The sequence below is a fragment of the Pseudomonas syringae genome (genome assembly GCF_001698815.1).
GTDB lineage: Bacteria > Pseudomonadota > Gammaproteobacteria > Pseudomonadales > Pseudomonadaceae > Aquipseudomonas > Aquipseudomonas syringae_A.
In genome coordinates, this window is record NZ_LGSI01000068.1 from 499,411 (window position 1) to 517,517 (window position 18,107).

Genomic DNA, 18,107 nt, shown 5'->3' on the forward strand with positions numbered 1-18,107 from the left:
TCGAGTGTCGCACGTTCGGCAGCGGACGCCGCAGCGCCCTCTTCGCTGACAGAGCGCGGGAGCGTGATGCGCACTGAAGGTCGGCTAGTGCGCGCAGACCTGCCCCTCAATTTGCCCTCGCATACCATGAGATACATGACGCCTCAACGCTTTGGTATGGGCGGGACGCAGATCGGCAATATCTTTGCTCCGATCAGCGACGAGCAGGCGGCTATGGTTCTGCAGGCTGCTTGGGGGTCGGGTGTAAGGCTTTACGACACGTCGCCGTTCTACGGATTTGGCTTGAGTGAATATCGTCTAGGCCGATTTCTGCGGGGCAAGGATCCAGATGACTATGTGGTCTCCACCAAGGTGGGCCGCGTATTGACTGCCGCTGGGGGCGCGCGCGCGGACCATGCCATCTGGAAGTCACCAGCGCCCTTCAACTACCGATATGACTACACCGCAGCAGGAGCGCGTCGTTCCGTGGAAGACAGCCTGCAGCGACTGGGGCTACCGCGTATCGATATCGTTTTCATTCATGACATATCGCCAGATAACACCGAACTGGAAGGCGGATGGGAAGCGGCGTATCGAATTGCGCGCACAGGGGCGATGGTTGAGCTTGAAAAGATGCGTGATGAGGGGCTCATCAAGGCATGGGGCTTCGGAGTCAATACGCCGAATGCTGTGGTTCACGCATTGGCCAGTGATGACCCGACTCCCGATATCGTGTTGCTTGCCTGTCAGTATTCCCTCTTTGACCACGGCGATGCGTTGCGCAACACCTTTCCGGCATTGAAAAAGAAGGGCACCAGCGTCGTGGTTGGAACACCACTGAATGATGGATTTCTGGGAGGGCGCAGCCGATATAACTTCAGCCTGGATCTACCTGCCGGTGCGGTAGAAAAGCGCGGGCAAATCATGGCGGTTGCCAGCTGGTATGGCATCGACATCCATACTGCCGCCTTGCAGTTCGCAGCGGCACATCCGCAAGTGTCCGCGATCATTTCGGGGGCGCGTTCGACAGGGCAGATAGTTTCCAATGTACAAGCTATGAAAGTTGGTATTCCGGCAGGGTTCTGGGAGGAGCTCAAGAGTCAGAGTTTGATTGATGCTCAAGCACCGGTCCCTTCCTGAAGAGTGTCCACGCCCGCGCTATCTGCTGATGTAAAGTTATCGTCGCCAGCCTCATTTATCCCGTGGCTGGTTTCTAACTTATCCTGCTGTTTGCAGCAACGATGCAGATAGCAGCCGCTTTATTAGCGTTTTGCCGGAGCAAGCTCTAACTTCCTATCGCGGCAATCACTTACATCCATAACGTTGAGCGTTTAAAGGCATTATTCTCCAGCAATTAAACTGCGCACGCATCCAAATAAGAACACTAGCCTGAGATCGTAATAAATGAAGATACGAGCGCCCCTCATGATTTTCGGCGGCCTACTTGCGCTCTCCAGCAGTGGTCAATTACTCGCAGACACACTTGCACTTAGTGTTCCATTGCCTGATCCACTCCCACAGCTAAAGGTTCTGACACTCCTTGTAGGTCTACACCTGCTCGGTATGTGCTTCGGTCTTGGTGGGGCGACGATGCTAGACCTGTGGATTTTGCGTTGGATGCGCAGGGGTAGCCTCCCGGTTGAAATCGGACGCACCTTTCGCTTCATCAGCGACGCGGTCACTATTGGACTATGCCTGCTGTGGCTTTCGGGCCTTGGTTTCCTTGCCCTTTACGCGATGGAGTCGCCGGAAAAGTTTGAAAACCCTAAACTCTGGGCGAAGGTAATTGTGGTGATCGTCCTGACCATCAATGGAATAATCATCCACGCGTTTGTGTTGCCAGCAGCACTACGCGACTTGAGCCGCCCCCTGCTCTTTGGAGTCTCCCACAGCAGAGCTGCCTTATTTCTCGCATCAGGTGCAATTTCGGGTGTGTGTTGGTACACAGCTTTTGCCTTCGGCATTTTTCGGGAGTTAAACAACAGTGTCACATTCACCCTGTTGGTCATCATGTGGCTTACGCTGATAGTAGCCGCCTCTCTCGCCGCAATTCTGCTCTGGTTAAACTCTACAGCGGCAGTAAGAAAACCTCCTTCGCTCAGCCCTCCGAGTTAAAAAACAATAAAGATCCTGGACATTGCTTGTAACTGCTCACTTAAATCAGGTGGATACCTTCGCCTTAAGCGTTGCTATCAGGAAGGTGGATGAGCGGACGGTTACTTCCAACCTCCTCCACTCACCCGTCAACTCCCAACCGGCGAATATCGCCAAGCGCAACATCCAACGGCGGTATGTCTTGAATTCAATGATCTCCTCGTCATTGATAGAACGCTGCGCAATCCTATTTGATGCGCTGATCAAAGAGGGTGAGAATGAAGGTTATTCATGGAAGATCAACGCTGAAGGAAAAACCATCGTCACCGTCAACGATGAGCACTTAATTCATCAACGCCACAGCCTTGACTAGCGCATACACCGGCATGCCTGTGCTTAGCTCAAGGTCCACTGCCGAGCGGCGAGTTATGCGTGAAAGCATCACAGCGCCGTCCAAGTTGATGCGCACCAGTGTTTGCGCACTCTGCAGGTCATCGATAAAGTCCAGTACTTCGCCTTGCAGCATATTGAGGATGCTGCTGCGTTGCGGTTTTTCCAGCGCCAGGGCGACATCACGGGCCTGGATGCTGACGCGCACGCGTTGGCCCAATGGCAGTTCGCTCAACGGCAAGACCAGCAAACCACCGGGCACGCGCACCCGGCTCAGGCGGAAGGTTTCGTCATGCGATTCGAGCACACCTTCCAGCGCAGTTTCAGCTTCATTCAGATGAGCCAAGGGCAGATCGGCACGGGTCAATAGCTGGTTAAGCGGTCCGACGGCGCGCAGCTGGCCATTTTCCAGGTAAAGCATGTGATCGGCCAGGCGGCTGACTTCCGCCAACGAGTGACTCACGTAAAGCATTGGGATACCGAGTTCACTGTGCAACCGTCCCAGGTAAGGCAGCACTTCCTGTTTGCGCCCTTGATCCAGGGCTGCCAACGGCTCATCGAGCAATAGCAGGCGCGGGCTGGTAGCCAGCGCGCGGGCAATCGCTACCCGCTGACGTTCACCACCGGACAGGTGTTGTGTCGAGCGTTTGAGCAGGTGACCAATGCCGAGCAACTCCACTGCCCGCTCCAGTGAGACGCGACGTTCATTAGGCGCTATACGCCGCTGGCCGTATTCCAGATTCTGGCGCACATCCAGATGCGCAAACAGGCTAGCCTCCTGAAACACGTAACCCAACGGCCGTCGATCAGGTGGCAGAAAGAACCTGCGCGCCTCATCCTGCCAGCATTCACCAGCGACTTCGACGTAGCCGCTCTTATCCCGCTCCAGTCCAGCAATACAACGCAGCAAGGTGGTCTTGCCCGACCCGGATTGACCGAAGATCGCCGTGACCCCACTGGCGGACAGACGTACTTTGACCTGCAGATGGAAATCACCCCAACCGTGATCCAAACGCAGATCAATGCCGCAGGGCGAAAGTGCAAGATCGGTCATATTCACATCATCCGCAGGCGGGCGTTAAAGGTATAAAGGGCAAACAACACCAGAAAGGCAAAAACCAGCATGCCCCCTGCCAGCCAATGCGCCTGGGCATATTCCATCGCTTCGACGTGATCGTAGATCTGTACCGACACCACACGTGTACGCTGTGGGATATTGCCACCGATCATCAGTACCACACCGAACTCGCCAACGGTGTGGGCGAAACCGAGGATCGCTGCTGTGATAAAGCCAGGACGCGCCAGCGGCACGACCACGGTGAAAAACGTATCCAGAGGTGATGCACGTAGCGTCGCGGCGACCTCCAGCGAGCGCTTGCCAATAGCCTCGAACGCTTGTTGCAACGGTTGTACGACGAAAGGCATGGAATACAAGGTAGATCCAAATACCAGCCCAGCGAAGGTAAAAGGCAACAGGCCCAAACCGAGTTTTTGAGTCAGCGCGCCCAGCGGGCCGTGCGGGCCGAGACCAATCAACAAGTAAAAGCCAAGCACCGAGGGCGGCAGCACCAACGGTAACGCAACCATGGCACCTATCACTGCGCGCAGGCGCGAACGAGTAATGGCCAACCACCAAGCGATCGGCGTGCCAATAACCAATAGGATAAGCGTGGTGAGACTGGCCAGTTTGATGGTCAACCAGACTGCGTCAAGATCGAATGCAGAGAGCAATAGAAGCTCCTTAAAGACCAGGACACCCGAACACTAGAGCGTGTAGCCATACGAGCGGATGATCGCTGTAGCCTTGGGCCCCTTGAGGTAGTCGATCAATGCCTTGGCTGCCGGGTTGCTCTCGCCCTTGGTCAGGATTTGCGCGTCCTGTCGGATGGGTTTATAGAGATCGTCCGGCACCAGCCAGTCCGAACCGCTGACCAGCTTGCCGTTCTCGGTTACCTGGGACAGCGCAACGAAACCAAGCTCGGAGTTCCCGGTAGCAATGAACTGGTAGGCCTGGGAGATACTTTCACCGGTGACGATCTTGCTTTCGACTTGCTGGGTCAGGCCAAGCTTATCCAGTGTTTGCATGGCAGCGGCGCCGTAGGGCGCGGCTTTTGGGTTGGCAATGGACAAATGCTTGAAGTCGCCTTTCTTCAGCACCTCCCCCTTGGCGTCAACATAGCCGGGCGTGGCCGACCACAGCACCAGCTTGCCGATGGCATAGGTGAATCGACTGCCCTGGACACCCGCCTTCTCGCTTTCCAGCCTGGCAGGAGTGGTGTCATCAGCGGCAAGAAACACCTCAAAAGGCGCACCCTCTGTGATCTGGGTATAGAACTTGCCGGTAGCGCCAAAGATCAAAACCGCCTGGTTGCCGGTGTCGTTCTCGAATTGCTCGGCAATCTTGCGCATCGGCTCGGTGAAGTTGGCAGCCACGGCCACCTGCACTTGCTCGGCCTGCACCAGGGTCGAGATCAACACGAAGCCAATGCAGACAAGCAGACTGGAACGGACTTTCATATTTAAAACTCCTTGAGTCGTGATCAATCGTATACGGCGAGGATAACGCTGGAAGCCTTGAACAGAGCGCACGCCTGCTGCCCCACTGCCAAGCCCATGATGTCGTAGCTGTCGTGAGTGATAACCGCGGTAACACTGCGCCCGGACGGCAACAGCAGGCTGACTTGATCGTTCACCGAGCCCTGTTGAATCTCGACGATCTCGCCCCATAACTGGTTGCGTGCGGTAAGACGCAAGTCGCGGTCAGTGCAGAGCAGCACCGATGAGGATTTGACGAAAGCGAAAACCTCCTTGCCAATGGCCAGCGCGAGATTCTCCGCACTGGCTTTAGTGATGACTGAAATCAGCTCGCTCTGCGCATCTAGACGCAGGCGCACTTCGTAGTCCACGCCCCCATCGCGTAGACCGGCAATAGGCCCAGAGAATTGGTTGCGTGCGCTGGTCTTCATCGAAAGTCGGTGCATAAGGCTTTGAAAGTCATGAATATCGGCTCCTCCCACGTCTCCCACGTCTCCCAGACGTACGCTGAGCCGGTCGAGCGCAACCTGATATTCGAGTTCCAACGCCCGGTACATGGCGGCAATGCTGCGCCCGTAGTCGGTAAGCTGAGTGCCGCCGCCCTGCCGGCCACCCGTAACCCGGACCACCAAGGGTTGCGCCGCCATGTTGTTCATTGCATCTATCGCATCCCATGCCGCCTTGTAGGACAGCGGCACCGCTTTGGCCGCCTGGCTGATAGAACCACACACGCCGATCTGTTCGAGCAGACGAATACGTATTTCGGAGAGTGAAACGCCAACCGCGCCTTCAAGCGAGAAGTGACCGATGAAGCGCTGCGGGGTATTGGTCATATTGGCTCCATCTGTATACGTCGATACATAGCGATAAACGTGCCAATTATGAAGGCGCTATGGTTGTGCCTATATCAAAGCCTTTCCTACAGTAATAGCGACCGGACAGGAGTCCCTATCCGGGTTTTCTATGTAGCAAACACTACAACGTGTCGCGAAGCCGACATCCGCGGAGAATCAACATGCAAATCAGCGCGCGTAATCGTTTGTGGGGAAAGATTTCACAGTGCCATCCTGGTGCAGTTAACGCAGTGGTGGATATTGACCTGGGCAACGGCGACCAGTTGGTCGCCGTAGTAACCATGGACAGTGTGCGCGAGCTGCAACTGGCGACCGATGTCGAAGTGGTTGCATTGATCAAGGCACCTTGGGTCATGCTGATGACCGATGCCAGCAACTTCCAACTGTCCGCGCGCAATCAGCTACCGGGCACCGTGGAGTCGGTAGAAGCCGGGGCGGTAAATAGCGAGGTGACGCTGCGTTTGGCGGGTGGTGCGCAAATCACCGCTATCGTTACTCGTGAGGCGGTGGCTGAGCTCGGGATAGCGCCCGGTGTGCAAGCGACGGCAGTGATCAAGGCCTCGCATATCATTTTGGGCCGCAAGAAGACCTGATTTTTCCAGATCAGGTCTTTGACAAGGCTGTGAGCCGATGGGCCCTTTCAAAAGAAAGAGCCCATCAATCGTACGACTTTCAAACCAGATACCGAATTAGACGCCAGGTTACAGCGCCAGACCAAAGTCCGCCGAAATCGACTTCAACCAGACATCCAGACGCTCCTCCGTGAGACCACTCTGATTGTCCAGATCCAGCGCCAGGCCAACGAACTTCCCATCGACCACCGACTCAGAGTGCTCGAACTCATAACCTTCGGTTGGCCACGCACCGACCAGTTTGGCACCCAGCCCGGCAAAGAAGCTGTGCAGGACGATCATCGCGTCGAGGAACTCATCGCCGTAGCCGACTTGATCACCCAACCCGTACAGCGCGATGGTCTTGCCGGAGAAGTCCAGCCCTGCCAGTTTGGGCAGGAATTCTTCCCAGCTTTCGGTCTCGCAATCGGCGGACAGGCCCGGCAACAAACCATCGCCCAAGGTCGGTGTACCGAGGATCAAGTGCGAGTAACTGGCGAAGTTTTCGGGCGTGGTGCGATTAACATTCAGCGGGTCTGCCATGGTCTCGTCATCGAAACGCTTTTTGATGATTTTGGCGACCTTGCGGGATTTGCCCGTGTTGGTGCCGAAGAAGATTCCAATTCTGGCCATAGTTCACTCACCTCTGGCTGCTGCATAAATAAGAAAGCGTTCCGGCACTCTTCAAAGCCCGGCTCACCAAGACAAGAGCACGAAACGGGCCATGCCGGACACTCGATCTATCGACATAACCAACTGATACTTAATGACGTTTTATAAGCTTTTAGAGCGCATGTCGCAAAACCGACGTGGCGCTTCGCACGCGACGGTAGGCTCTGTCGGCTTTGCGACATTCAAACATCAACGCTCAAGCGCACCGGCTCAGGGCTGGCCTCCCCGACCGATTGACGCGCTTGAGGCATCGCTTCGTCTTCCTCCGCCAGCCGCTCTGCTACACGCAAACAGTCGCCGCCCTCGGTATCGCCTTGATAAAGCTCCAGGGTGCAGCCACTCAGTTCGGGGCGCGACGGCATGCTGAACATGGTCGGTTGCAGCGCGGCTTCCAGTACGGCACGCAGGCCCCGAGCGCCGGTCTTGCGTTGCAGTGCCTGATCGGCAATGAAGCTCAATGCCTCGGGGGTGAAATCCAGGCTCACGCCCTGATAAGCGAATAACTGCTGGTACTGTTTGATCAGCGAATTACGCGGTTCGGTGAGGATGCGCAGTAACGTGTCGTGGTCCAGTTCCTGAAGAAAGGTAATGATCGGAAAGCGCCCGATAAACTCAGGAATCAGACCGTATTCGTGCAGGTCGTCCGGGAGTAGCGAGGCCAGCAACTCGTTGACCGAGGGTTGCTGCCAACGCGGCGGCGCATGAAAACCGATGCTGCTGGTCTTGGGCTGGATACGGCTGCTGATCAATTGCTCCAGGCCCGCGAATGCTCCCCCGGCGATAAACAGAATATTGCGCGTATCGACCACCTGCTCTTCGCCCTGCTCGCTGCGCCGCCCTGCCTTGCCGATGCGGACTTCGCTGCCCTCAATCATTTTCAGCAGGGCTTGTTGCACGCCCTCCCCGGAAATATCACGCACCGCCGTACCGCCACCGCTGCGCCGCGCCAGCTTGTCCACCTCGTCGATGTAGACGATGCCCCATTGCGCCTGCTGCACGTCACCGTTAGCGGCTTCGAGCAAGCGGGCAATGATGCTGTCGACATCGTCGCCGACATACCCGGCTTGGGTCAGCGTGGTGGCGTCGGCGGTGGCGAAGGGCACCCCAAGCGTGCGCGCCAGGGTGCGCACCAGCAGGGTCTTGCCGGTGCCGGACGGGCCAGCCATCAGGATATTGGATTTCTCCAGTTCGACCCGGTCGCCCAGCTGACAGACCGGCTCACGGTCACTGTTGAGCAAGCGCAGGTAGTGGTTATACACCGCCACAGCAAGGGTTTCCTTGGCCGTTTCCTGGCCGATCACCGAGCCGTCCAGGTGTTCCTTGTAGGCGGCGGGCGTACTGAGTTTGGGCACCAATTGTTGGTGTTTGCGGCGCTGCCCCCAACTGTTCACCACCTGATGGGCCAGGGTGACGCACGCCTCACAGATCCGCCCTTCGTTACCGGCGATCAAGGGCACCGTGGAGCTTTTTTCCGCGCCGCAGAACGAGCAGCAGGGTTTCTGAGTATCAGCCATGGGAGCGGCTCTCCATTGATGGGTGGTGTTGCAACAGCTGCTCCAGCCATTGCCGTTGATGAGCCTTGCGCTGACGATCCCGGAGTTTTTCACGCAGGTGCGGCAAAACGGCGTCCAGGGGCGCGCACATGGATGGCTGGATCGACTCACAGAACAACAAATGAAAACCCAGCGGCGACTCCACCGGCGCACTGATGCGCCCCACCTCCAGGGCGAACAGACTGGCCTCCAGCTCCGGATAAAGAACCCCCGGCCTGACATTGCCCAGTTGCCCGCCTTGCAACGAGGTCGGGCATTCGGAATGTTTCAGAGCCTGCTCGGCGAAACGCCCCGGCTTGCCGTACAAGCGCCTGGCAATGGACTCGACCCGCGCCAAAGCGGCCTCCCGGGTGTTTTCTGCGAACTCCGGGTTGATGGTGATGAGAATGTGCCGGGCCTGACGCGAGGCAGGCCGCATGAACTGTTCCAGATGGTTGAAATAGTAAAGGCTGACTTCGACGTCGCCGATTTCCGTCAGGTCTTTGCACACCCGATCCAGCACCGTCTCGACCTTTAGTTCACGGGCCAGCAGCGGGCGAATACGCGCCTCGTCCAGCGCACTGTCGAAGAGTTCCAGACGCAGCGCTTCGGGGTCGTCGTAGCGGCTGGCGATACGTGCCCAAGCATCATCGATTTGCCCCGGCGGGATCATCACGCCGAGCGCCTCGGCGCTGTGCAGCACCGCCTCTTCGATCTGTATCTGACGGCTGACAATGCGCTCGGCTTCAAGCAATTGCTCGTTGCTCAGCGCGGCGGGCGGGCAACCGAAGTGCTCGTGAGCGACCTTCAGCAACTGATAGCGGCTTTGCCCGGAAGACAATTGCCGGTGATGACTACTCATCGCTAACCTCCACTGGCGATTCAGCCATCGCCAGGCTCTGCTCGGGTACTTGCAAGACATAGCCATTGCCAAAATGCACGTGGTACTGGATGCCCTGCGGCAGGTCGCGCAGGACTTTCTCGATGTTGCCGCCGCGCCCGGCCTCGATCACCACCTCGCCGCGCAACGACAAGGCACAGCGCGTAACCACCGAGTCGCGGTACTCGAACAGGTTTGGAACCCACGGGACCGATGCCAGGATCAATTCCTCTTCACGGCAACCGATCATTTTTCCGTCACCAAGAAAGTGCACGCGGTAGATCAACTGGTCCTGCAAGTAGGTGCCCACATCGTAGACACAGCCCACCGCGCCGCGGCGGATCAACAGCGTGCCGGTGTCCAGCCCCGGATAGGTGCCGTCGTTGCGCACATTGCGGATCAGGCGGACTTCGTCGCCATACTCAAATAGCGGAAGGCTCATGATGCTCTCCTCCTATTTCCAATACAGGACACTAGTGGCCTGTACGGTTAATTCGTTATCTCAAATTCGGATGCCGCACGTCCCTAGCCAAGGCACTGTGACGAGTCATAGCCCGCTATGGCGAGGAACAGCAACGCAGGATAGGGGCGTGTGGCGCCGAAGTTGACTAACAGAATTAGCCACACAGGCCACTAGGTTCACCCCAGCAATTGATCAATGGAGACGAAAGTCGTCTGCGGCTCATTCATGCGGAACACCTTGAATACTTTTTCGGTCTGCGCATCGGACGCCACGAAGTCCTCATAAGCGCGGCCAAGCAACTGGCGGTAAACGGCCAGCCGCACGTTATCCTCGTGGTGGTCCAGCTCACCGGCCTTGCTCAGGTAGTCGTGGTAACGCTGCATGATGTGCAAGCGATTGACGTGTACGATTTTCTGCTCGTAGGGCACGTCGAACAAATCGAGGAAATCCTCGGCAGAGACCAACTCCTCCATCGCCTCATCGAGGGTCAGTCCGGCAGCTGCATCAAAGGCTTGGGTCATGGTCGTATCTCCGCGGTGGCCGCAGTGGGAAAGGGGATGATCTGAGCATTGCGCGCCTCCAGCACCTCAAGCAGTAACCGGGCACCGAGGCGGTTTTCGGCGTCCAGCTCGACAACCTTGGTGAGCATCGCTTTACCGTGCTCGAAATGGCCCAGGCGCAGGCACAGGTAACCGGCACCCTTGAGCGCCAGCAGGTAGAAGCGCAACAAGCCAATGCCGTGCTGCGCCGCCGTGACCAGATGCGCAGGCTGAATGTCGCGCCACAGCGCCGGCAATGCCAGCCGCGGGCCAACGCAGGCCATGACCCGTGCGGCGATACCCAAGGCATCCTGATAACGGTGCTGGTAGTAATAAAAACGGTACAGCCCGACCAGCACGTTAAGGTCGTGCGGTGCCAGCGCCTGCGCACGCAACAACGGCTGCTCGCCCGAACCCTCGCTGTATTGCTCGGCGGCAGCCTTCAGGCAGTCGGCAACTTCAGCGCTTTGCGGCTCGTCGAAGTAAAGCCCGTCGCCATCAAAATCTTGCAGGTCCATGGGCGCAGTCCTCACTCGGCCAGCGGGCTGACAGTCACGCGTCGGCCAACCGAGACCTTGGCCAGCGCAACGGCGGCGCCAGGGCAGTCGCTTTCACAGACCTCGTTGTCCGGTTCACAACGCTGGTAAAACTGCTCCTGAGTACCTGGCGCCAGCAACCCACCGGCCTCGACTTTGCGTTCCAGGCTGTCGATGCGTTCCAGCAGACAGGCAATGGCCTTGCCTACCGGGTCGGGGATCAAATGATGGTCGAGGTCGATGCCATACGGGTTGAGCCGTCCGGCTTCACGCAGGCGAACCACCTTGCCGGGAATGCCCACCACCGTGCAGCCATCGGGCACATCCTCGACCACCACCGAATTGGCACCCACCCGGGCGTTATTGCCGATGCTGATCGGCCCGAGGATTTTCGCCCCGGCGCCGACCAGCACGCCGTCGCCCAAGGTCGGGTGACGCTTGCCCTTGCGCCAACTGGTGCCGCCCAACGTGACGCCGTGGTAAAGCGTCACGTCTTGGCCTATCTCGGCGGTTTCACCGATCACCACACCCGCGCCATGGTCGATGAAGAAACGCGAGCCGATATGCGCCCCCGGATGGATATCCACATTGCTGATCAGCCGTGCGAAAAACGACAACAGCCGGGCCAGATAGCGCCACTCACCCAGCCACAGGCGATGGCCGATGCGATAAAGCATGATCGCGTGCAGCCCTGGATAAGTAGTGAGCACTTCCAGCGTCGAGCGCGCTGCCGGGTCGCGCTGAAAGACGCAAGCCAGATCCTCGCGCCACTCGCTGAGCAGGCTCACTTCAATCCCCCAAACAGCAGCGCGCCGTCTTCGCAGACCTGGCGATACAAGGCATACAGATCGCTGGTCAGCGGGCTGCGCTTGGTCCGGGTAGAAAAGGCGCGAATGCACCCGAGCAGCATATTGCTCTGCCCGGCATTCAACTCGATGCCCAAGGCCAGATAACTGGACTCAACCATGCGCGTGCCCGAATGCTTGCCGAGCACCAGACTGTGACTACGGCCAAGCCGGTCCGGGTTCAGGCCCTCATAGTTGCTGCGATGCTTGAGCAGCCCGTCGACGTGAATACCCGCTTCGTGAGTGAACACCCCGGCGCCAACCACACTCTTCTGCCAGGCCACCTTGCGCCCCGAGGCTTGTTCCACCAGTGCGGAAATCGCCCCAAGACCCAGCATGTCGATACCCGTATCGATGCCGTGCAACTGCTCCAGTGCCATGGCGCATTCCTCCAGCGCCGCGTTGCCCGCCCGCTCGCCCAATCCGTTGACCGTGGTGTTGATGTGCGTTGCCCCACCCTTGACGGCGGCCAGGGTGTTGGCGGTGGCCAGACCAAAGTCGTCGTGGGCGTGTACCTCCAGTTCCATGTCCAGGCGCTGATGCAGAAAGCTGAAGCGCTCGTACATGGCGAAGGGTTCCATCACCCCGACCGTATCGGCAAAGCGCAGGCGTCGGGCCCCGGCTATCTGGGCCGCCTCAGCGACCCTGATAATGAATTCCGGATCGGCCCGCGAAGCGTCTTCGCATCCCAGGCAGACTTCCAGCCCGGCCTCGCGGGCCTCGCCGACCAGCCGCACCACCTCATCAAGGGCCCAGGTACGGTCGCGGGCGAGTTTATGTTGCAGCATCAGATCGGACACCGGCAACGACAGATCGACCATGCCCACACCGCTGGCCAGAGCAGCCTGCAAATCGGTGTCGCACAGTCGGCACCACGCCAGCAAGCGCGCCGACAGACCCAGCCCGGCGATGGCGCGCATGACTTCGCGCTCCTCCTCACCCATGCTCGGAATGCCAATCTCCAGCTCCGGCACACCGATACGGGCCAGGGCAACAGCGATGGCGATCTTCTCTTCAGCATTGAAGGCCACGCCGGCACTCTGCTCGCCGTCGCGCAATGTGGTGTCATCTATGATCACGCTGCTCATAACATCCTCCGACCCACGGGCCGTTATGGATTGACCCGGTCTGGATTGACCTGGTCTGGGTCAGGCGTAGACCGGGGCGAAACCTTGATCAGCTTCCTGCGCCGGGCCGTTACCGCTCCAATACGGCGACAACGCACGCAGCCGGGCCACGATTGGCGGCATCTCGCGAATCACATGCTCGATTTCCGCTTCGGTGGTGTAGCGCGACAGCGAGAAGCGCACGGTGCCATGGGCGGCTGTGTAGGGAATGTCCATGGCGCGCATGACGTGGGAAGGCTCCAGCGAACCTGAAGTGCAGGCCGAACCGCTGGAAGCGGCGATGCCGACTTTGTTCAGCAGCAAGAGAATGGCCTCGCCCTCGATGAACTCGAAAGCGATGTTCGCCGTGTTCGGCAGACGGTTGCTCGGGTCGCCGGTGACGAAGGCATAGGGCACCACGGCCAGGATGCCGGCTTCGAGCTTGTCACGCAGGCGCTTGACCTCGGTATTCTCGTGGGCCATGAACTGCAAGGCGCGCTCGGCAGCCACGCCCATGCCAACGATGGAGGCGGCGTTTTCGGTGCCCGCACGGCGACCGCGTTCCTGATGCCCGCCGCGCAGCAGCGGACGGAAGCGTGTGCCGCGCCGCAAATAAAGCACGCCGACACCCTTGGGCGCATGCAGCTTGTGGCCAGACAGCGAGAGCATGTGAATCGCCGAATGCTGCAAGTCCAGCGGCACCTTGCCAACCGCCTGCACCGCATCGGTATGGAACATCACCCCGGCCTCATCGGCCATCAGCGCCATCTCTTCAACGGGGAACAGCGTGCCCGTCTCGTTATTGGCCCACATCACCGAGACCACCGCCACATCGTCGCTCAACAGGCTGGCGTACTCGTCCAGGTTCAGGCGTCCGCGCTTGTCGACCTTGAGCTTGTGGACCGTGTAGCCCTCGGTGACGAGCTGGTCGCACAGGCTGAGAATTGCCGGGTGTTCAACCGTGGTGGTGATGATGGTCTTGCGTTCCGGCTGAGCCCTGATCGCCGAGAGAATGGCGGTCGAATCGGACTCAGTGCCGCACGAAGTGAAGATGATTTCCGAATCGTGCTCGGCGCCGAGCAACTTTTGCACGCTCTGCCGGGCCTGCTTCAACGCAAGGCCGACGCGATTGCCGAAGCTGTGCATCGAAGAAGGGTTGCCGAACTGTTCGGTGAAGTACGGCAGCATCGCCTGCACCACTTCATCATCCACACGGGTCGTCGCATTGTTGTCCAGATAGATATCGTTCATCTCACACCCCCGCCATTTGCGGTCGTAGCGCTGACCGGAATAACTTTGACGAACTCACCGAGTTCCTCGATCAGCCGCTGTTGGATACCGCTCAGGGTAGTGCTGGCCAACTGGCAACCGGTGCAGGCGCCGGTCAACTTGACGTAGACGTTCTTGCCGTCCACATCCAGCAATTCGACATCGCCATGATCACGCTGCAAGGTCGGCCGGATGGATTCCAGCACTCTCTCGATACGGCGGATGCGCTGCAAATTGGTCATCTTGCCCGCGTCCGGCACGCTGGTCTTGGTGACCACGGGTTCGGCCTGTGACGCCGCTGCGGCAGGCGAAAACGTTGCGTCATCGAGGGTAACCAGTTGGGTTTTCTTACGCTGCTTGGCCTTGGTCGGTGCCGCCACGAAGGACTCGCCACGCGCTGTCAGTTCTTCACTGAGGATGCGCTCGATGCCTTCATGGCAAGACGAGCAGCCGCCGCCTGCCTTGGTGTAGTTGGTCACGTCCTCGACGCTGGACAGGTGGTTGGCGCGGATGGTTTCGCGCACCATCACCTCATCCACCGCAAAGCACTTGCAGATCAGCGCGCCTTCTTCGTGGTCGTCTTCCAGCGCCTCGCCACGGTAGTTGGACACCGCCGCGCGCAGCGCTTCACGGCCCATCACCGAACAATGCATTTTTTCTGGCGGCAGGCCGTCGAGGTAATCGGCGATGTCCTGGTTGCTGATCTTCAGCGCATCGTCGAGCGTGAGCCCCTTGACCATTTCAGTCAGTGCCGACGAGGACGCGATGGCCGAGCCACAACCAAAGGTTTGAAAACCGGCGTCGAGAATCACGTCAGTCTTGGGGTCGACCTTGAGCGACAAGCGCAAGGCGTCACCGCAACTGAGCGAGCCGACATCGCCAACCGCGTTGGATTCAACCACCGCGCCCGCATTTTTCGGGTTGTAGAAGTGCTCTTTGACTTTTTCCGAATAGTCCCACATAACGGCTAATCTCCCGGTGAGTCCTGGGCTGTGCCGGCACCGCCGACGGCCTCAGGGGCGCCTAGCAGGCGAAGGATTTTCCGCAGCCGCAGCTGCTGCTGGCGTTCGGGTTAACGAAGGTAAAACCACTACCTTCCATGCCCTCGATGAAGTCCATGGTCACCCCGCCAAGCAATGTGCTGCTGGCTTCGTCGATGAGCAGGGTAATACCACCGCAGTCGACCTTCTGGTCCTCGGCGCTGACGTTCTCTTCAAGCTTCAAACTGTATTTCAACCCCGAGCAACCCCCGCCTTCGACACGGATGCGCAGTCCGGCGACCGGCTTGGCGTTGCTGCTGATGAAGCGGCTGACGGCGGCCATTGCGCTGTCTGTCATAGTGATCATTCGCGTATCTCCTCGGCTTGCGTTGCTCTTGGGCCAATCTCACGAAACAGCAAGTGCAAAGCCGGTGCCACGCCGGGGAATAACGAATAATCGGTTAGATATCAATGAGATGAAAAATATCAAGATGGATATCGGGCTGTAGCGAACAAGACCACCGACCCTTCATGTAGGCTTCGTGACAAATCCAGGAGGTCCACGGCGCAGTCCAGCGCAAGGCTCGGCGCGAGCCCGCGTGGCACAGCCTTTTCTAGTCTCTGGCGCGCACTTTGCAGTCGATGTTGCAATCGAGGTCGAACCGTCCTTTGCCAGGGTCAGCCATGCTCCGTCATACCTTTCGCGCGCTTGGCCACGCAGGCTATCGCTGCTACTTCATCGGTCAGGGTATTTCCCAGATCGGCAACTGGACTCAGCAAATTGTGCTGTCCTGGCTGACCTACGCGCAGAGCGGATCGGCCTGGACCCTGGCGCTGGTGGTCGCGCTCGGCCAACTGCCGCTGCTCTTGTTGGGCCCTTATGCGGGCGTGCTGGCCGACCGGCATCCGCGGCGCCCTTTACTGCTGGCCTGTCAGGTGCTTGGCTTACTGCTGGCCAGCGGCCTGGCGCTGTCGAGCCTCAGCGCTGAACCGAGAGTCGGCCTGCTGCTGGCCGCATCCTTGGGGACGGGCCTGTTGAATGCCCTGGAAATGCCGGTGCGTCAGGCCCTGCTCGGCGCCCTGATCGGCAACCGCGACCTGCGCGACAATGCGCTGGCCCTGAACTCGCTGTCGTTCAATGCCGCCCGGCTGATCGGCCCACCCATGGCCGGGCTGCTGTTCACGCACTATGGCGCGGCGTTGTGCTTTGCCCTGAACGCCCTGAGTTATCTGGCCGCGCTCTACAGTCTGCGGCAAATGCCGGTCATGCCTGCGCTGGTGAATCCCCATGCGCGGGCCGGACTCGATCAAGCGTTACGCTGGCTGCGCGATACGCATCCGGCGCGCTGGCTTTTACTCGCGGCCGGGATCAGCAGCCTGTGTCTGGCGCCCTTTATGGCGCTGTTGCCGGTTTATGCACGGGATATTTTCGCACTCGATCCCGCCGGGCTTGGCCAATTGCTCGGCACTTCCGGGCTCGGTGCGCTGCTGGCAACCCTGCTGCTGGCCTCGCGACGCAATCAGTGGCGGCTGGAAACCTTCATGGCGGGCGGCGCGTTGCTGTTCGGCCTCAGTTGCCTGGGCTTCGCCTGCAATCGGCACCTGTGGCTGGCCTGGCCGTTGATGGTGGCCGCCGGTGCCGGTCTGGTCGCCTGCGTCACGTCCAGCGGCATTCTGTTGCAGAGCCTGGTGACGGATGCGTTGCGCGGCCGGGTGATGGCCTTACATGGCATGGCTTACGTCGGCAGTATGCCGTTAGGTAGCTTGCTGGCCGGTGGCCTGGCGGCCCAGCTATCGGTGCCAGCGGCGTTCGCCATTGCCGGGCTGGGCATGCTGATCCTCTCGGCACTGTTGTTGCGCTGGCTACCGAAACCGGGCATATGCCCGGCTCAGCCCACCAGCGAACCGCTGTCGCTGAAATAGTGATTAAGGTGCAGCTGTGTAGCGCTGTAACGCACCACCAGACAACTGCGGCTGTCGAGCCGTTGGGCATTGACCAGCAAGCCCTGCTGCTGAATCAGCACGTCGCCCTTGTTCAGCGCCAGCAAGCGCAGACCTTGACCCGACGCCTGGGTTTGTCGGGTGTGCATGCCTTCCAACAGGCGACTTTCGAGTGCTTGCCATTGCTCCAGGCTGGCGCCCTCTTCGCGCATCTGTTGCAGAGTCCCGGCCAGCTCCGGGTCTTCGGCCAGCAGGCGTTCCAGGCATTGCCGGTTGTCGGTGTGGCTACCCGGCAAGACACTCAAACCGGCCTCCAGAGTAATCGGCCGCAGGGCAATCCAGGCGGTTATGTGCGGGCTGCCGCCATTGGCCTGGCAAGCATGACAAGTGCGCAACTCCTGGGTGCTTTCCGGCGAACCGATGCCAACCGGGTAACTGCGCTCGCCCGCCAGCATATGCAGCGTCGCGAGCAAACGCTCGTGGTGCACCAGCGTCATCACGCCGCTGGTGCGGCACTCGTAGGCTTGGCGACGGCGAAGGATTTCCGGATGGGCACGGGCGCCAGACTTGCGAATCGGGTCGCTGCGCAATAGGTAAGTCGCCACGGCGGCGGCCTGTTGATCGATCAGCGTCGGTGACAAACAATCGCGCAGCAACAGAAAGCCATCGCGAGCGAAGGCAAAACTGTCCAGGGGCGGCGCTGAAGAGGATAGGGAGTGAAGCATGATCGTTTACCTCGGCTGGCAGAATCCATTTACTGAGAATAATTATCATTCAGATAAATACAAGCACTTTCACTTAAACCTGTTCCAGCGGCCAATCTATATAAGACCGTATACAGATATATTCGACAGGCACTTCTCATGCCAGTCCGACATGAT

21 protein-coding genes are annotated in these 18,107 nt (G+C 59.1%); 5 read left to right on the top strand and 16 right to left on the bottom strand.

What is annotated here, in order from left to right:
- Window positions 1-135: 135 nt before the first annotated feature.
- The 3 genes from AFK24_RS25765 (at window position 136) to AFK24_RS30270 (ending at window position 2,446) form a co-directional block, all read left to right on the top strand.
- Window positions 136-1,119, top strand: a complete 984-nt coding sequence (locus tag AFK24_RS25765) for an aldo/keto reductase (protein WP_170826396.1) — start codon at window positions 136-138, stop codon at window positions 1,117-1,119.
- 285 nt (window positions 1,120-1,404) lie between these two features.
- On the top strand, window positions 1,405-2,094 hold the full coding sequence (locus AFK24_RS25770) for a hypothetical protein (protein ID WP_065836005.1): 690 nt from the start codon (window positions 1,405-1,407) through the stop codon (window positions 2,092-2,094).
- A 22-nt stretch (window positions 2,095-2,116) separates the two neighbouring features.
- A complete protein-coding gene (locus tag AFK24_RS30270; RefSeq protein ID WP_080482306.1) occupies window positions 2,117-2,446 on the top strand; it encodes a hypothetical protein in 330 nt (109 codons plus the stop codon).
- Here AFK24_RS30270 and modC read toward each other — a convergent pair.
- The 4 genes from modC to AFK24_RS25795 are packed head-to-tail and all read right to left on the bottom strand — an operon-like array spanning window position 2,417 to window position 5,831.
- Window positions 2,417-3,517 carry a molybdenum ABC transporter ATP-binding protein gene (gene modC / locus AFK24_RS25780; RefSeq protein WP_065835914.1) on the bottom strand — a complete coding sequence of 367 codons (1,101 nt, stop codon included), beginning with the start codon at window positions 3,515-3,517 and terminating at the stop codon, window positions 2,417-2,419. The genes AFK24_RS30270 and modC overlap by 30 nt on opposite strands.
- Window positions 3,518-3,519: 2 nt before the next feature.
- On the bottom strand, window positions 3,520-4,215 hold the full coding sequence (gene modB / locus AFK24_RS25785; RefSeq protein ID WP_065835915.1) for a molybdate ABC transporter permease subunit: 696 nt from the start codon (window positions 4,213-4,215) through the stop codon (window positions 3,520-3,522).
- 12 nt (window positions 4,216-4,227) lie between these two features.
- Window positions 4,228-4,980: a molybdate ABC transporter substrate-binding protein gene (gene modA, locus AFK24_RS25790; protein ID WP_065835916.1), complete on the bottom strand. Its 753-nt coding sequence runs from the start codon at window positions 4,978-4,980 to the stop codon at window positions 4,228-4,230.
- Window positions 4,981-5,003: 23 nt separating this feature from the next.
- Window positions 5,004-5,831: a TOBE domain-containing protein gene (locus AFK24_RS25795; RefSeq protein ID WP_065835917.1), complete on the bottom strand. Its 828-nt coding sequence runs from the start codon at window positions 5,829-5,831 to the stop codon at window positions 5,004-5,006.
- 182 nt (window positions 5,832-6,013) lie between these two features.
- Here AFK24_RS25795 and AFK24_RS25800 point away from each other — a divergent pair, with 182 nt between their 5' ends.
- Entirely contained in the window at window positions 6,014-6,445 is a 432-nt protein-coding gene (locus AFK24_RS25800) for a TOBE domain-containing protein (RefSeq protein WP_065835918.1), read from the top strand.
- A 108-nt stretch (window positions 6,446-6,553) separates the two neighbouring features.
- Here the strand turns inward: AFK24_RS25800 and AFK24_RS25805 are convergent, their stop codons facing one another.
- From AFK24_RS25805 to AFK24_RS25855, 11 genes are all read right to left on the bottom strand, one after another.
- Entirely contained in the window at window positions 6,554-7,096 is a 543-nt protein-coding gene (locus AFK24_RS25805) for a flavodoxin (protein ID WP_065835919.1), read from the bottom strand.
- A gap of 221 nt (window positions 7,097-7,317) precedes the next feature.
- Window positions 7,318-8,649, bottom strand: a complete 1,332-nt coding sequence (gene clpX, locus AFK24_RS25810; protein WP_080482307.1) for an ATP-dependent Clp protease ATP-binding subunit ClpX — start codon at window positions 8,647-8,649, stop codon at window positions 7,318-7,320.
- A complete protein-coding gene (gene nifM, locus AFK24_RS25815) occupies window positions 8,642-9,529 on the bottom strand; it encodes a nitrogen fixation protein NifM (RefSeq protein WP_065835920.1) in 888 nt (295 codons plus the stop codon). The genes clpX and nifM overlap by 8 nt, the downstream gene beginning before the upstream one ends.
- Complete coding sequence (locus tag AFK24_RS25820) at window positions 9,522-9,989, bottom strand: nitrogen fixation protein NifZ (RefSeq protein ID WP_065835921.1); 468 nt, start codon at window positions 9,987-9,989, stop codon at window positions 9,522-9,524. The genes nifM and AFK24_RS25820 overlap by 8 nt, the downstream gene beginning before the upstream one ends.
- 197 nt (window positions 9,990-10,186) lie before the next feature.
- On the bottom strand, window positions 10,187-10,531 hold the full coding sequence (gene nifW / locus AFK24_RS25825; RefSeq protein WP_065835922.1) for a nitrogenase-stabilizing/protective protein NifW: 345 nt from the start codon (window positions 10,529-10,531) through the stop codon (window positions 10,187-10,189).
- Complete coding sequence (locus AFK24_RS25830; RefSeq protein ID WP_065835923.1) at window positions 10,528-11,067, bottom strand: hypothetical protein; 540 nt, start codon at window positions 11,065-11,067, stop codon at window positions 10,528-10,530. The genes nifW and AFK24_RS25830 overlap by 4 nt, the downstream gene beginning before the upstream one ends.
- A gap of 11 nt (window positions 11,068-11,078) precedes the next feature.
- The gene (gene cysE, locus AFK24_RS25835) at window positions 11,079-11,873 is read right to left on the bottom strand and encodes a serine O-acetyltransferase (protein WP_065835924.1); all 795 of its coding nucleotides are present in this window, start codon (window positions 11,871-11,873) and stop codon (window positions 11,079-11,081) included.
- Window positions 11,870-13,018 (bottom strand): homocitrate synthase, encoded by a 1,149-nt coding sequence (gene nifV / locus AFK24_RS25840; protein WP_065835925.1) that lies wholly within the window; start codon window positions 13,016-13,018, stop codon window positions 11,870-11,872. Before nifV ends, cysE begins: the two co-directional genes overlap by 4 nt.
- Window positions 13,019-13,078: 60 nt before the next feature.
- Entirely contained in the window at window positions 13,079-14,287 is a 1,209-nt protein-coding gene (nifS, locus tag AFK24_RS25845; RefSeq protein WP_065835926.1) for a cysteine desulfurase NifS, read from the bottom strand.
- On the bottom strand, window positions 14,284-15,267 hold the full coding sequence (gene nifU / locus AFK24_RS25850) for a Fe-S cluster assembly protein NifU (RefSeq protein ID WP_065835927.1): 984 nt from the start codon (window positions 15,265-15,267) through the stop codon (window positions 14,284-14,286). The genes nifS and nifU overlap by 4 nt, the downstream gene beginning before the upstream one ends.
- A 61-nt stretch (window positions 15,268-15,328) precedes the next feature.
- Entirely contained in the window at window positions 15,329-15,652 is a 324-nt protein-coding gene (locus tag AFK24_RS25855; RefSeq protein ID WP_065835928.1) for a HesB/IscA family protein, read from the bottom strand.
- A gap of 317 nt (window positions 15,653-15,969) precedes the next feature.
- On the opposite strand from AFK24_RS25855, the gene AFK24_RS25860 reads away from it, so the two are divergent.
- Complete coding sequence (locus AFK24_RS25860) at window positions 15,970-17,208, top strand: MFS transporter (protein WP_065835929.1); 1,239 nt, start codon at window positions 15,970-15,972, stop codon at window positions 17,206-17,208.
- Here AFK24_RS25860 and AFK24_RS25865 read toward each other — a convergent pair.
- Window positions 17,175-17,951 (bottom strand): phytanoyl-CoA dioxygenase family protein, encoded by a 777-nt coding sequence (locus AFK24_RS25865; RefSeq protein ID WP_065835930.1) that lies wholly within the window; start codon window positions 17,949-17,951, stop codon window positions 17,175-17,177. The two genes, AFK24_RS25860 and AFK24_RS25865, sit on opposite strands and share 34 nt — an antisense overlap.
- Window positions 17,952-18,107 lie beyond the last annotated feature (156 nt).

Excerpts from the sequence above, each read along its gene's own strand:
- AFK24_RS25765 (WP_170826396.1), top strand. The coding sequence starts at position 136 with ATGACGCCTCAACGCTTTGGTATGGGCGGGACGCAGATCGGCAATATC.
- AFK24_RS25770 (WP_065836005.1), top strand. The coding sequence starts at position 1,405 with ATGATTTTCGGCGGCCTACTTGCGCTCTCCAGCAGTGGTCAATTACTC.
- modC (WP_065835914.1), bottom strand. The coding sequence starts at position 3,517 with ATGACCGATCTTGCACTTTCGCCCTGCGGCATTGATCTGCGTTTGGAT.
- modA (WP_065835916.1), bottom strand. The coding sequence starts at position 4,980 with ATGAAAGTCCGTTCCAGTCTGCTTGTCTGCATTGGCTTCGTGTTGATC.
- AFK24_RS25795 (WP_065835917.1), bottom strand. The coding sequence starts at position 5,831 with ATGACCAATACCCCGCAGCGCTTCATCGGTCACTTCTCGCTTGAAGGC.
- AFK24_RS25800 (WP_065835918.1), top strand. The coding sequence starts at position 6,014 with ATGCAAATCAGCGCGCGTAATCGTTTGTGGGGAAAGATTTCACAGTGC.
- AFK24_RS25805 (WP_065835919.1), bottom strand. The coding sequence starts at position 7,096 with ATGGCCAGAATTGGAATCTTCTTCGGCACCAACACGGGCAAATCCCGC.
- clpX (WP_080482307.1), bottom strand. The coding sequence starts at position 8,649 with ATGGCTGATACTCAGAAACCCTGCTGCTCGTTCTGCGGCGCGGAAAAA.
- nifM (WP_065835920.1), bottom strand. The coding sequence starts at position 9,529 with ATGAGTAGTCATCACCGGCAATTGTCTTCCGGGCAAAGCCGCTATCAG.
- AFK24_RS25820 (WP_065835921.1), bottom strand. The coding sequence starts at position 9,989 with ATGAGCCTTCCGCTATTTGAGTATGGCGACGAAGTCCGCCTGATCCGC.
- nifW (WP_065835922.1), bottom strand. The coding sequence starts at position 10,531 with ATGACCCAAGCCTTTGATGCAGCTGCCGGACTGACCCTCGATGAGGCG.
- AFK24_RS25830 (WP_065835923.1), bottom strand. The coding sequence starts at position 11,067 with ATGGACCTGCAAGATTTTGATGGCGACGGGCTTTACTTCGACGAGCCG.
- nifV (WP_065835925.1), bottom strand. The coding sequence starts at position 13,018 with ATGAGCAGCGTGATCATAGATGACACCACATTGCGCGACGGCGAGCAG.
- nifS (WP_065835926.1), bottom strand. The coding sequence starts at position 14,287 with ATGAACGATATCTATCTGGACAACAATGCGACGACCCGTGTGGATGAT.
- nifU (WP_065835927.1), bottom strand. The coding sequence starts at position 15,267 with ATGTGGGACTATTCGGAAAAAGTCAAAGAGCACTTCTACAACCCGAAA.
- AFK24_RS25855 (WP_065835928.1), bottom strand. The coding sequence starts at position 15,652 with ATGATCACTATGACAGACAGCGCAATGGCCGCCGTCAGCCGCTTCATC.
- AFK24_RS25860 (WP_065835929.1), top strand. The coding sequence starts at position 15,970 with ATGCTCCGTCATACCTTTCGCGCGCTTGGCCACGCAGGCTATCGCTGC.
- AFK24_RS25865 (WP_065835930.1), bottom strand. The coding sequence starts at position 17,951 with ATGCTTCACTCCCTATCCTCTTCAGCGCCGCCCCTGGACAGTTTTGCC.